The sequence below is a fragment of the Psychrobacter sp. PL19 genome, assembly GCF_017875835.1.
GTDB lineage: Bacteria > Pseudomonadota > Gammaproteobacteria > Pseudomonadales > Moraxellaceae > Psychrobacter.
In genome coordinates this window covers 1,634,940-1,649,107 of sequence record NZ_JAGING010000001.1, presented here as the reverse complement: position 1 = coordinate 1,649,107, position 14,168 = coordinate 1,634,940, and the positions used below count along the sequence as shown (strand labels likewise).

The window sequence follows — 14,168 nt, the reverse complement described above, 5'->3', positions numbered from 1 at the left end:
GGCTGTTTTGCTACTATTAAACCCATTATTTTGAACAAGTTTGTGCCTGATTTGGCTTATGCTTGCCTTGGATAGCTTATTATGACCAGCACTTTTATATTTAATGATGAGACCATCCTATGTCAGAAAACACTTGATGGCTGGTGGCCACTACAGGTTCAACTGCCTAATTTTGATAGCCTTGCTGATGTTGCCACCGTAAACGATAGTGAATGTCTACAAGCTTATCAAGTTGGGCGCGTAGAGTTAGTTGAAAGTCTCGCACCCAATCATTGGAAGCCTGATTGCTGCGTTACTAATGGTGCTGCTAATAGTGACAGCGAAGTCAGCATGGACGTCGACGCTATAAAGGCTAGTGCGCCGGCAACCAGCGCCATTACTTATGGCTATGCTGTAGCGAATAATATTGCGTTGCCAGTAATTATAGATAGCAATTTAAGTAGTATTTCAGATAGCACTTCAGATAGCACTTCAGATAGTAACGCTTTTATTACCTATCGACAGCTCATCACTCAACTGCCCATGGCGCTTTCCGCCCAGCTTAGCCAAGCTGTACAATTGCTACGCTGGCAAGCCGATACCCAGTTTTGTAGTCGTTGTGGTTCCAAAGTGAGTGCTGCTAGACTAGATGAGCGCGCTATGGTGTGTAAAGTCTGCCAACTACGCCAATATCCACGAGTACAGCCTTGTGTTATTACTGCCATTACCCGTCCCAACCCACAAACGGGTGAAATGCAGGTTTTATTGGCACATCATCATCGTTACGGCAAGCAAAGCCAACCGTTACAATATGGCTTGATTGCAGGGTTTGTAGAAGTGGGCGAAAGTTTAGAGCATGCAGTGGTACGAGAAGTAGCTGAGGAAGTCGGTCTCGGTTTGACAGACATTCGCTATGTCAGTAGTCAACCGTGGCCGTTCCCGTCTAATTTGATGCTTGGATTTCGGGCGTCTTATGCGAGTGGTGATATCGTACTGCAAGAAGATGAGCTGTCGCACGCCGATTTTTTTGATATCTCTAACCTGCCTAAGATACCGTTTAAAGGCAGCATCGCTTATGAGTTGATAGCGCAAATTGTTCATGAGCAGGGCCTGTCGCTTTAGCGTTTATTATGGCTACTGTTACTATTAATACTGTTGTATATCGTCATGTACATATTGCCACTCATATATTGCCACTTTCTTTACGCCAGTCTTAAGGCCATGAATTAAATGCCCAGTACTATACACGCCACTACGCACACACGCTTAGCAAATCTGCCGATACTCTTTAATACGTTAAGCATAGAGACCCTGCCCGCCGAAATACAGGCAAAGATTGTGCAAGTTGATGCCTGCTTACCACAAACTCAGTGTGGTCTCTGTGATCATCCAGACGGCTGTCTGCCTTATGCAACTGCCATTGTCATCGACGGCGAGCCGTACAATAAATGCGTACCCGGTGGTCAGCCTGTTAGTGACGCGATAGGTAATATTGTTAAGCAAAAAACGGTTATAAAAGACTCTATCGCAAAAAGTCATGCCACAAAAAGTCCGGTCGCAATAAACTCAGTTGCCTATGACCCAAGCGTCCCCAATCCTACCGACTCATTGACTGCAGTACCTTCAAAGTGGCCGATAGACGCTCTAACCGAGCGCCCTCGTGAAGTACGGGCGGTTATCCGTGAAGATGATTGTATCGGCTGTACCAAGTGTATCCCTGCCTGTCCGGTCGATGCCATTGTCGGTACGGGCAAGCATATGCATACTATTTTTACCGATTTGTGCACCGGCTGCGAGCTGTGCATAGCGCCCTGCCCAGTGGATTGCATTGATTTGGTTACTATTGAGCGACCGTTACCAACTTCCGAGCGTGTACAAGAGCAGGACGACCTGCGTCAACGTTATCACAATCATCTCAGACGCGTCACCGAGCAGCTTGCTGATAGCAGTAATAGTAGACCTGTCGTCAGTATGGTAGAGGCCAAACTTAATAACGCTACCACGCAAACACTTGATATCAGTGAGCAACAAGCAAAAGATACCATTGCTGCAGCCAAGCTACGCAGCAAAATTAAAAAGCTAGAGAAGCAGCTAAGCGTCCGAGAAAATAGCAGCAAGCAAGCTGAGCTTGAAGCGTTACAAGCGCAACTGTCTCAGCTATAGTCACGCTCCCCTGACCCGATACCTAAGCGTTATTCCTAAAATAATAGCTGTAAATATATTGATATTCACATTCACTAACAACAGCCAAAATACCATGAGTAAAACTGTTAAGCATAAAACGGCAGATACCCCGCCCTCGAGACGCTTGCTCAATCGCGACGTGCGCCCCTTTTTTGAAAAGTTGGCAGCGACGATTGAGGAGCCAGTGACTGAATTAAATTACCACAGTCACTTTGAGCTACTGATCGCAGTGATTCTATCCGCGCAAGCAACGGATGTGAGTGTCAATATTGCCACCCAACAGTTGTATCCAGTGGCCAATACTCCTGAGGCAATTTTGGCCTTAGGCGAAGACGGACTCAAAGCGTATATTAAAAATATTGGCTTATATAATGCCAAGGCTAAAAACGTAATCAAAACTTGCCGCGATTTAATCACTACATTTAATAGCCAAGTCCCTGATAACCGTAAAGACCTAGAGTCATTAGCTGGCGTCGGTCGTAAGACGGCTAACGTGGTACTCAATACCGCCTTTGGTCAACCAACTATGGCGGTTGATACCCATATCTTTCGCGTAGGCAATCGTACTGGACTGGCAACAGGTAAAAACGTATTAATAGTAGAGAAAAAGCTAGTCGAGCGCATTCCAGATGACTTGATGCTTGATGCGCATCATTATCTTATCTTGCATGGGCGCTATACGTGTCAAGCACGCACGCCAAAATGTGGCGCCTGCCCAGTGTATGCTGAATGCAGGTTTAAAGACAAAGCGGTATTTGTAGATTTGTGATGCTATTAGTAGGTTCAGCAACGGGTTACAGCGCTATTTTGACCTGACAAACGTATTGTTGAGTATTACTTATAATAGAACAAGCGCAGCTCACTAGAGTTTTGTGATGTTTAAGGGTAGAATAAGTCTATTTTTAAGCCAACACCGTACCTTAATTGCCATGATAACAATAAGGTGATGAGCGTAATAATAGCGGTAATTGAGCGTTAATTTTATCTTAATAGTTTTAAGCCAAAACCATCCAAATACAGCAGCATATTGTTAGTAACACCTATATCAGTAATACCTATATTTAAGTATATTTTAAGACTATTTAGCAAAACCAATTAACTGCCGAGCAAATGATTGCAAGGCTCATATTAATTAAAGCTGCGCTCAGCCGTTATGCTTTTTTCTACTTTTATTGATTCAATTAAGTGATCCCATTATGCCTGAATACAACTTATTTACTTCAGAATCCGTAAGCGAAGGCCATCCCGATAAGATGGCTGACCAAATCTCAGATGCTATACTTGATGCCATCTTACGTGAGGATCTGCATGCGCGCGTGGCATGTGAAACGCTAGTCAAAACGGGCGCAGTGGTATTGGCAGGTGAGATAACCACCACCGCTAACATTGATTTTGAACGTATTGTACGTGATACCGTCAACGGTATTGGCTATCATCATTCAGATCTTGGATTTGATGGTGAGACCTGTGCGGTCATCAACATGCTTGGTAAGCAGTCCCCTGAAATTGCCCAAGGTGTCGATCGCAACAATCCAGAAGAGCAAGGTGCTGGCGACCAGGGCCTTATGTTTGGTTATGCCAGTAATGAAACTGAAGTATTAATGCCAGCCGCTATTGAGTATGCACATCGCTTAATGGAACGTCAGTCTGAATTACGCCGGGCCGGTGAGCTACCATGGTTACGTCCAGATGCCAAAGCGCAAGTAACGCTAAAATACGATGGTGACCGTCCTGTAGCTATTGATGCAGTGGTGCTATCTACCCAGCATGACCCTAGTATTTCTCAGACGGATCTACAAGAAGCCATAATGGAATCAATTATTAAGCAAGTACTGCCAGCCGATTTGTTACATGCTGGTACTCGTTATCATATCAACCCAACCGGTAAGTTCGTCATCGGTGGTCCCGTTGGTGACGCAGGACTGACTGGACGCAAAATTATTGTTGATACTTACGGCGGTATGGCGCGTCATGGTGGCGGTGCATTCAGCGGTAAGGATCCTTCAAAAGTCGATCGTAGCGCCGCTTACGCGGTACGTTATGTTGCCAAAAACTTGGTCGCAGCAGGTATTGCTGAGCGCTGTGAAGTACAAATTAGTTATGCTATCGGTGTTGCTGAACCGACTTCTATTTCGGTCAATACCTTTGGTACTGGTAAAATCAGCTCTGATGAAATCATCCGTCTGATTCGTAAACATTTTGATTTGCGTCCTTATGGTATTACTCGTATGCTTAACTTACTACAGCCTATGTATCAGCAAACCGCTACCTTCGGACATTTTGGGCGCGAAGGTTCTGAGACTGCCTTTACTTGGGAAAAAACAGATAAGGCGGAAATGCTAAAAGCAGATGCTGGTCTATAACTCATATATTTACGATTTATAGTCATAAGTAATAGTCAAAAAAATGTAAAAGCCGGACTTCATAACAGCATTATGCGTGAATAGGAGTCCGGCTTTTATTTTTACCGGTCAATTTTAGGTTACACTATGGCTATTATTCTTTTAAGCATTATTATTTTAATGACCCATTTTACCCAGTCAATCGGATATGAATTACTGCAAGCAAGACCAACGTCAATAGTACACATCGTACATTAAGTGGGTCTGACACCATAACAACTTGGTAGTTGGCTCACTATAAACCCATATATATACATCGTTAATAGGAACAGCTTATGTCTCAAGACAATAATCAAGATAATAATCAAGGCAATGTGCAAGACGACCACTTGAATCTCAATGACAGTGCTAATACTGACAATAATGCTAGTGTTGAAATTACTAAAGAAATGCAAGGATTTTATCAACGCGCTGATGCTATTATTGGTGTTGCAAACAATCAATTAGGTGATGATGCGCATTCAGGACAAGTGGGCGCATCCCTACTATATGCAGCAGCCCGTTATAGCGCCTCGGTCGCCTCAATTGGCTTTATCAAAGGTGAAGACTTTGCTAAAGAAAAAGACGATATTGTAGAATTCTATGTCAAACAATACCGTCAAATGCTGAGTGACAATCTGACTGATTATGCACAAAATTTTGACAAATACATTAATATAGATAAAGAGTCATAATTAACGTATTAACCAACGTAATAGCCCATCTAATTGATGGGCTATTTTTTTGTGCGCAATAGACTCTTCCCACCTTCATTATTTTCTACGATATGGAAAATAAGATATGATGATGAATAGGGTATGATGATGAATAATTGATTCAAGCTTGAATATAATTTTAATAAAGTTCATTGCATCCATAGACAAGGACATCTTATGACTACTAAAAATTTATCCCGATCATGGCTATCAATATTGGGATTGTCAATAACGATGGCTTTGGCGGGCTGTACTGGTATAGTCAATATCCCCGCTCCCGATACCACTCCTCTGCAATCACCTTACTCTGCCAATACTAATAATGAAGCGTCTAACGCAGTCGACTTCACTCAGTGCCCATCTTTTAATCCTAAAAATAACCTGTGTACCATGCAATACGATCCTGTCTGCGTCACTATTAAAACCAAATCAGAGATAAATTATCGTACTGCAGGTAACGCCTGCTCAGCGTGTGGCACTCCGGAAGCGAGTGGTTATGTTAAGGGAGAGTGCTCATAACCTGACAAGCTTACCAGTGCATCCCATGCTTTCAGTCATAACTTTCTAGAATATTAACTACAGTCAATGAAAAGTAATATCGATACATAACACACTGCTGGCATATTTCCTAGCCGAGCCAAGATAAAAAACCCAGCTTAGTGACAAGCTGGGTTTTTTATTATTAACACTAATTTTTAGCCGTTTTTAGAACGGTTACTTATTGGGCTCATTAATTTTTGGTGGGCCTTCTAATAAATGCTCATCACGGAATTCATTGGCTGAGTTATGCTCTGCAGATTCCTCAGTAGTGAACCATTGCTGGTTGCGATACAGAATCAAACGATCGCGACTTAAGCCACGTAGTAGCGCATACATCATCACCACGATCACAATAGCAAACGGGAAGCCCGAGACAATAGAGGCCGCTTGTAGTGCACCTAAGCCCCCTGCTGCCAATAATACCGCAGCAATAACGCCTTCAGTTCCTGCCCAAAATAGACGTTGAATCTTCGGTGGGTTAGTATCCCCACCAGAGGTCAACATATCGATGACAAAGCTAGCCGAATCTGACGAGGTCACAAACCACAGTACAATCATTACGATGATCAGTAGCGTCACAGGTTGTGCAAAGGGATAGGACTCCATTAACTTAAAGATCGCACTACCATAATCTGCTTGTACCGCTTCGATAAGACCAGGACTAACCATACTGGGATCAGCAGCCGCTAGCATTTCCATGTGTACCGCTGCGCCACCAAAGGCTGTAAACCATAAAAACAGAATAGTAATAGGGATCAATAATACGCCTAATATAAACTCGCGAATAGTACGGCCACGAGAGATACGCGCAATGAACACCCCAACGAATGGCGACCAGCTAATCCACCATGCCCAATAGAAAGTCGTCCATGATGACTGCCAATTATCTTTACCATCGTAAGACTCAGTCCAGAGACCTAACGGGATAACCTGATGTAAATAGTTACCGATATTTTCGACAAAGCTGTTAAAGATAAACTGGGTAGGCCCTAAAATAATCACAAAGCTTAGTAGCACGATGGTTAAAAAGATATTAATATCACTTAGGCGCTTAATGCCTTTATCAAGCCCCATAAACAAAGATAGCGCTGCTAGCATAGTGATAAAGGCAATCAAAATAATCTGTACAGTAATATTATTGGGAATACCAAATAAAGTCTCGAGGCCTGAGTTAATCTGTAATACCCCAAGACCCAAGGTGGTTACTACCCCAAACATGGTACCAAATACGGCTAAAGTATCGACTGTATGACCCCATGGGCCGTAGATTTTTTTACCTAATATTGGGTATAGTGTCGAGCGAATGGCCAGTGGTAGGCCGCGACGATAATGAAAATAAGCCAATGACAAAGCGACCATTCCGTAGAGAGCCCATACATGTAGACCATAATGCAAGAACGAGATGTTCATTGCCTGCTTAGCAGCAGCGATCGTTTCAGCCTCTCCTAATGGTGGCGCCATGAAATGATATAACGGCTCAGCCGTACCCCAATAGAGCAATCCAATACCGATACCGGCTGAAAACAGCATGCCAATCCAAGATACTAGGTTATACTCCGGCTTCTCGTTCTGATGGCCGAGCCTGATATCACCGTATCGACTAAACATCATGTAAATGCTCATAACTAAAGTTAAATTGACCACCACAATAAAGAACCAGCCAAAACGCAGAGAAATAAACGCTTTTGCTTGGCCAAACACTTCACTCGCCAAATCGTTAAAAAAGGCGCCAAAGATAATAAATGCGACAATTAGAATTGTCGAAGATAAAAACACAGGTTTGCTTACCCGTGGAAAAGGGCCCAATCGGCCAACTTTCACATGATCCATGTAGTAATCTCAAATTTTTAAGGAGCATACCTTAACAACATATTTAGTAACTATCAAATCTAGTCAGACACATTAACGGGTTGAAAACAATTAAACCCTAAGGCGGCGTGCTACCTTAGGGTTTAATGTTATGGAAATGTTAACGGTACATTACAACTAACTTATAGAGAATTAACTTCTTAATTCAGAACAATGTCATTGGCCGTTGCTTAATAAAGTTCTTAATCAGATAACTGACAAAATAACTGGTACCAGTTTTTAGTCCCCCTTAGTAAGCTTAGGTGGCCCTTTCAATAGTTTCTCATCGACGAACTCGTTAGCCGAGTTATGATCTGCTGATTCCTCAGTAATAAAGTACTGCTGCGCCCGATAAAGTATCAATCGATCTCGACTTAAGCCGCGCAACAGCGCATACATCATCACAAATATTACCAAAGCAAACGGTAGTCCAGCGACAATAGCGGCTGCTTGTAACGCACTTAATCCACCTGCTGCTAATAGTATAGCGGCAATTAAGCCTTCCATGATTGCCCAAAATAAGCGCTGAATCTTCGGTGGATTGGTATCGCCACCCGCGGTCAGCATATCAATAACGAAACTTGCTGAATCCGATGAGGTCACGAACCAAAGGACAATCATAATTACGATTAACAAGGTGATCGGCTTGGCAAGTGGATAATACTCAACCAGTTTAAAAATGGCGCTACCGCTATCCGCTTGTACCGCTTCGACCAATCCTGGACTGACCAATGCTGGGTCAAGGGCGGCTAGCAGCTCCATATGAATAGCCACACCACCAAAGGTGGTAAACCAGAAAAACAGAATCAACATGGGAATGAATAGAACACCCAATACAAACTCACGGATAGTACGACCACGGCTAATACGCGCGATAAATACCCCTACGAATGGTGCCCAGCTTACCCACCATGCCCAATAGAATATCGTCCAAGCGCTCTGCCAGTCGGTATTACTATAAGACTCGCCCCATGTTGACAACGGTACTAGGGCTACTAGATAATTGCCGATATTTTCAATGAAGCTATTAAAAATGAATAGTGTTGGCCCTAGAATTACCATAAAGGCGAGCAGTACACCCGTAAAGCCCATATTAATATCACTTAAGCGCTTGATACCTTTATCAAGACCTAACATCAGAGACCCGCAAGCTAAGGCGGTTACAAACGCAATGATAATAAACTGCACCGTCAAGTTGTTTGGTATACCAAATAACCCTTCGAGGCCTGAGTTAATCTGCATGACCCCTAAACCTAGGGACGTCACTACGCCGAACATGGTACCAAATACCGCTAAGATATCGACCATATGACCCCAGCGACCGTAAATCTTTTTACCCAATATTGGATATAGCGTTGAACGAATAGATAAAGGCAGTCCACGGCGAAAATGAAAGTAAGCTAAAGACAAGGCCACTATGGTATAAATCGCCCAGGCATGTAGTCCCCAATGTAAAAATGAGATACTCATGGCCTGCTTGGCGGCTTCAACTGTTTCGGCTTCACCAAGTGGCGGTGCCATAAAATGGTATAACGGCTCAGCAGTTCCCCAATACACCAGCCCGATACCGATGCCAGCCGAAAACAACATTCCAATCCAAGAAAACAGGCTGTATTGCGGCGTCTCAGTTTGCGCCCCCAAACGAATGTCACCGTAACGGCTCGTTGCCAGATAAATACAAAGTATTAACGCTGTGTTGACTAAAATAATAAACATCCAGCCAAATTTATCGGTGATAAAGTTTTGTAAAAAGCTAAATAGCGTACCCGCAGTCTCGGTAAAAAAAGCACCAAAAATAATAAATCCAACGATAAGTAACGCTGAAGTAATAAAAACGGGCTTACTCACCCGCGGAAACGGACCTAACCTACCAACTTTTACATGATCCATTTTCTAATCTCAAATTTTAAGGAAAGTCACTTTAACAAACTAACCACTAATTATCAATTTTTTACAAAAACCAACCTGATAAAAATAATTGACTTATTTTCAATATCTTATGTTAAGTTCGCCAGTATTATAATACGTTATTGACAATAGTAACGCTCAAAAAATCCCACACTTGCTACGACATATGCGGTTCTGAGTATCGGCCAATTTATCGAGCCAGCCGTGTGAACACCTTATTTAATCAGGCAGCAATCGCAATAACTTACCATTATTGCCATCTTCTAATAACCACACTTGACCATCTACCGCCAGTACACCACGGATACGCTGACCCATGTCGTAGCGATAACGCTCATAAGGGGCATTATTAGTAGTATTACTTGCAGCCAAATTCACCACTATCAACGCTTTGGATGATAGGCCACTGATCAGCGCATTGCCTTGCCATGCCGGAAAGTCATTATAGCTACCGGTCGAATATATACTCATAGAGGACGGCGATATCACCGGCGTCCAGGTAATTTTGGGCGCGACAAGATCAGGTCGGGTATCATGATCAGGGATATCAGTGCCTGAATAATTACGCCCATTAGACACCATAGGCCAACCATAATTGCTGCCTTTTTCTATCAAATTGAACTCATCCCCGCCTTTTGGACCCATTTCATGTACCCAAAGTTTGCCTGCTTTATCAAAGACCATACCCAGTACATTACGATGACCTAGTGTCCAAACTTGCTGGGTGATGTCATTGGTATTAGTATTACGAACAAATGGATTGTCTGCTGGTACAGAGCCATCAGAATTCAGCCGTATTATTTTACCCAAGTTGACAGTCATGTCTTGCGCGGGGTCTTTTGCCTGCCGATCACCAGAGCTAATATATAAATAACGTCCATCAGGGGAAAATAGTAAACGGTGGCTATAATGCCCTTGTCCTTTAACTTTTGGCGTCTGCTGCCAAATTGGGACGATTGATTGCAGGCTTGGTGTCATGGTCTTCAACCCCATCAGTTTGGCTTTAATGACTTTAGCCCCAAAAGTATTATTTTTAGAACCTGTACCAGCTTCTATATAACTTAGATATACCATATTGCTAGTTGCAAAGTCTGGCGCAAGAATAATATCGCCTAATCCCCCTTGCCCACCATAAGCGACTTTAGGTACCCCGCCTATTGCCGTCTTACTTCCGCTATCAGTGTCAACAACGAATAACTCCCCTGTCTTTTGGGTCACTAGCAGTTTGAGCGGTTCAGAGCTACTACCATTATCATTTTTAGGTAGCGCGGTCATAGCCCACGGCTCATCAAAGCTAGCGACGGCTTGGGTCGTAAAAGCAGGTTTATTATTACGCGTTTTCCCATCGGATATAGAATCGTCAGATGTCTGGATGTTATTGGCTGGTTTATTATCAGCCTTTTCCACCCTTGCTGTATCTGTGTTCACCGTTGATGGGTTAGAGCAGGCAGAGGTGCTAAATAATAGTGCCATCATGCTCAAAACAGCGCTTGTACGTTTGGTATTGATTAACATTTTGGTCCCCGAAATTAGTTATTCACCCGTATCAGTTTTTTATTACAACGCAACTTATTTATAACACAGTAGAATTGCTTAGGAGGTAAAAAAATAAAACCCCTTATCCGCTGGTGCAAATAAGGGGTCGGTATTACAATCTTAGATTAAAAAATTGACGTTAAAAGACTAATAGCGTTAAAAGACTAAATAAGGGCCTAGTCTTAACTCATTCTCAGCTTATCGAAAGTGAGTTTATCGTTAGCGCCAATATCAACTTTGATGATGTCACCCGCCACAAAGTCACCAGCCAACAACCTTAAAGATAATGGGTTTTCGATCTCTTGTTGAATGGCACGTTTTAGTGGACGCGCGCCATAGACAGGATCGTAGCCTACCGCGACCAATTGACTCATCGCCGCATCGGACAAGGCAATGTCTAGCTCGCGCTCTTGCAAACGGCCACGCAAACGATCAATCTGAATATCAGCAATACCCGACATTTGCTCTTGACCGAGCGCATGGAAGACGACAATCTCATCAATACGGTTAACGAACTCTGGACGGAAATGCTCGCCGACTGAGCTCATAACTTCCGCTTTAATATCATCGTAGCTCTCGCCAACCATTTCTTGGATTTTATGCGAGCCTAAGTTACTAGTCATAATGATAACCGTGTTTTTAAAATCTACCACTCGACCTTGTGAGTCGGTCAAACGCCCGTCATCCAACACTTGTAATAGAATGTTAAACACATCAGGATGCGCTTTTTCAACCTCATCAAACAGCACGACACTATAAGGCTTACGGCGTATCGCTTCGGTCAACGCACCGCCTTCTTCGTAGCCCACGTAACCTGGAGGCGCACCCACCAAACGACTAACGCTGTGTTTTTCCATATACTCACTCATATCAATTCGCACCAGCGAATCTTCAGAGTCAAACAAGAAGTTAGCAAGTGATTTGGTCAGCTCAGTTTTACCTACCCCTGTTGGTCCTAAAAATAAGAACGACCCTGAAGGACGGTTAGGATCAGACAAGCCTGCGCGACTACGGCGCACCGCATTGGCAACCGCTTCTACCGCTTCATCCTGACCAATAACGCGCTCATGCAACTTCTCTTCCATTGCCAGCAGCTTATCGCGCTCGCCTTGCATCATTTTACTGACCGGAATACCCGTTGCTGCACTGACGACTTCGGCGATCTCATTGTCGGTGACTTTATTACGCAATAGTTTAACACTGGGTGTGTCACTCTGCTCTTTTTGCTCAGCCAGATCGAACTCATGAATACGGCGCTCAAGCTGTGGAATAGTCTCATATTGCAGCTTAGACATCGCTTCATAATCACCTTCGCGGCTCACTTTATCATAAGCAGTACGCGCTTTATCCAGCTCGTCTTTGAGCTGTTGACTGCCTTTAACCAACGCTTTTTCTGCTTGCCAAATTTCATTTAAATCAGCGTATTCTTTGTCTAATTCATCGATTTGCTGATTTAACGATTTTAACTCCGCCTGCGCACCGGCATCTTCTTCGTTTTTGAGCACTTCGCGCTGCATTTTTAGTTGAATGAGACGGCTATCAAGCTTCCCTAAAGATTCAGGCTTACTGTCCATTTCCATTCGTAGACGGCTGGCAGCCTCATCGATCAAATCAATGGCTTTATCAGGCAGCTTACGATCGGTAATATAGCGATGACTCATGCGCGCCGCGGCAATGATCGCACTGTCTTGAATATCGACACCGTGATGCAACTCATAACGCTCTTTGAGGCCACGCAAAATGGCAATGGTATCTTCAACGGTGGGCTCATCGACCAATACTTTTTGAAAGCGGCGCTCAAGAGCAGCATCTTTTTCGATGTATTTGCGATATTCATCTAAGGTAGTCGCACCGACGCAGTGCAACTCACCGCGTGCCAGCGCAGGTTTTAACATATTACCAGCATCCATGGCACCATCCGCTTTACCCGCGCCAACTAGAGTATGCAGCTCATCAATGAATAAAATCACATTGCCTTCTTGCTTCGATAAGTCACTAAGCACACTTTTGAGGCGCTCTTCAAACTCACCGCGGAACTTCGCGCCTGCTATCAATGAGCCTAAATCTAAGGACAAGACTTCTTTACGGCGTAGACCTTCTGGCACATCACCATTGATAATTTTTTGTGCTAACCCTTCGACAATCGCAGTTTTACCCACTCCAGGTTCACCAATGAGCACTGGGTTATTTTTAGTACGGCGTGACAGGACTTGAATAGTACGGCGTATCTCTTCATCACGGCCAATCACCGGATCGAGCTTGCCAAGTTCAGCCTGTTCCGTCAGGTTAATCGTATATTTATTTAGCGCATCGCGCTGATCTTCCGCGTTCTGGTTGTTAACGGTCTCGTTACCGCGTAGCTCTTCGATGACCACTTTGAGTTTGGCCGCAGTCACGCCAGCACTTTCAAATATTTTTTTGGTTTCGCCTTGCTCTGCTAATGCCAATATCACCCATTCAGTAGCGATGAAGTCATCGCCTTCTTTTTGTGCTTGGCGATCAGCAAGGTTCAATATTTTTACTGAGCTTGGGTTTAGATTAACGTCTCCAGTAGGCTCAGCAATAGTCGCTTGCTTGTCTAGAGCTTTTGCCACCCCATTTTTCAGTGCTGGGATAGAAGCCCCTGCTTGCTGACAGATAGACAAATTAGCTTCATCTTGCAGTAATATGCCCAGTAAATGCACAGGATCAATACCGGTATGATCATGCCCTAGTGCCAAACTTTGTGCTTCTTGAATAGCGGTTTGCAATTTTTGAGTAAATTTTTCGAATCTCATCATTATGTCCTTCTATAATTAAGGTTAAGTAGCGGAGTTTTTATAAGTATTTGAGGTTACCGCTTACTGTTAGCTATTATTTATATATGGCAGGTCAAGTCGAATTTCAACTAAGGACTGCATCACGTGGATAATAAATATTTACTTATCAGTATAAGTAGAAAATATAAGCAAATTACTTATTACTAATGATAAAAACTGCTTATGGATTTGACAGTAGCAATCCTTTTAATCATAAATAATTAATGAGTATTTTAAAGAAATATTTCAAGAGAAAATATTGAGTGATAAGCAAATTT

At 43.3% G+C, this 14,168-nt stretch carries 10 protein-coding genes; 6 read left to right on the top strand and 4 right to left on the bottom strand.

Going from position 1 to position 14,168, the window contains the following annotated elements; genetic code table 11:
* The first annotated feature begins 81 nt into the window (after positions 1-81).
* The 6 genes from nudC to H4W00_RS06690 all read left to right on the top strand — a co-directional run bounded on the left by nudC (position 82) and on the right by H4W00_RS06690 (position 5,779).
* Positions 82-1,101 (top strand): NAD(+) diphosphatase, encoded by a 1,020-nt coding sequence (nudC, locus tag H4W00_RS06715; RefSeq protein WP_209956808.1) that lies wholly within the window; start codon positions 82-84, stop codon positions 1,099-1,101.
* 108 nt (positions 1,102-1,209) lie between these two features.
* On the top strand, positions 1,210-2,142 hold the full coding sequence (locus tag H4W00_RS06710; RefSeq protein WP_209956807.1) for an RnfABCDGE type electron transport complex subunit B: 933 nt from the start codon (positions 1,210-1,212) through the stop codon (positions 2,140-2,142).
* 94 nt (positions 2,143-2,236) lie between these two features.
* Positions 2,237-2,932 (top strand): endonuclease III, encoded by a 696-nt coding sequence (gene nth / locus H4W00_RS06705; RefSeq protein WP_209956806.1) that lies wholly within the window; start codon positions 2,237-2,239, stop codon positions 2,930-2,932.
* 427 nt (positions 2,933-3,359) lie between these two features.
* The gene (metK, locus tag H4W00_RS06700; protein ID WP_209956805.1) at positions 3,360-4,526 is read left to right on the top strand and encodes a methionine adenosyltransferase; all 1,167 of its coding nucleotides are present in this window, start codon (positions 3,360-3,362) and stop codon (positions 4,524-4,526) included.
* 428 nt (positions 4,527-4,954) lie between these two features.
* Positions 4,955-5,239 carry a DUF3144 domain-containing protein gene (locus H4W00_RS06695; protein WP_327192343.1) on the top strand — a complete coding sequence of 95 codons (285 nt, stop codon included), beginning with the start codon at positions 4,955-4,957 and terminating at the stop codon, positions 5,237-5,239.
* Positions 5,240-5,437: 198 nt separating this feature from the next.
* The gene (locus H4W00_RS06690) at positions 5,438-5,779 is read left to right on the top strand and encodes a hypothetical protein (protein WP_209956803.1); all 342 of its coding nucleotides are present in this window, start codon (positions 5,438-5,440) and stop codon (positions 5,777-5,779) included.
* 195 nt (positions 5,780-5,974) lie between these two features.
* On the opposite strand, the gene H4W00_RS06685 is transcribed toward H4W00_RS06690, so the two are convergent.
* The 4 genes from H4W00_RS06685 to clpB form a co-directional block, all read right to left on the bottom strand.
* A complete protein-coding gene (locus tag H4W00_RS06685; RefSeq protein WP_209956802.1) occupies positions 5,975-7,630 on the bottom strand; it encodes a BCCT family transporter in 1,656 nt (551 codons plus the stop codon).
* A gap of 258 nt (positions 7,631-7,888) precedes the next feature.
* Complete coding sequence (locus tag H4W00_RS06680; protein WP_209956801.1) at positions 7,889-9,538, bottom strand: BCCT family transporter; 1,650 nt, start codon at positions 9,536-9,538, stop codon at positions 7,889-7,891.
* 237 nt (positions 9,539-9,775) lie between these two features.
* Positions 9,776-11,032 carry a PQQ-dependent sugar dehydrogenase gene (locus H4W00_RS06675; RefSeq protein ID WP_442966461.1) on the bottom strand — a complete coding sequence of 419 codons (1,257 nt, stop codon included), beginning with the start codon at positions 11,030-11,032 and terminating at the stop codon, positions 9,776-9,778.
* Positions 11,033-11,274: 242 nt separating this feature from the next.
* Positions 11,275-13,869, bottom strand: a complete 2,595-nt coding sequence (gene clpB / locus H4W00_RS06670) for an ATP-dependent chaperone ClpB (protein ID WP_209956800.1) — start codon at positions 13,867-13,869, stop codon at positions 11,275-11,277.
* Positions 13,870-14,168 lie beyond the last annotated feature (299 nt).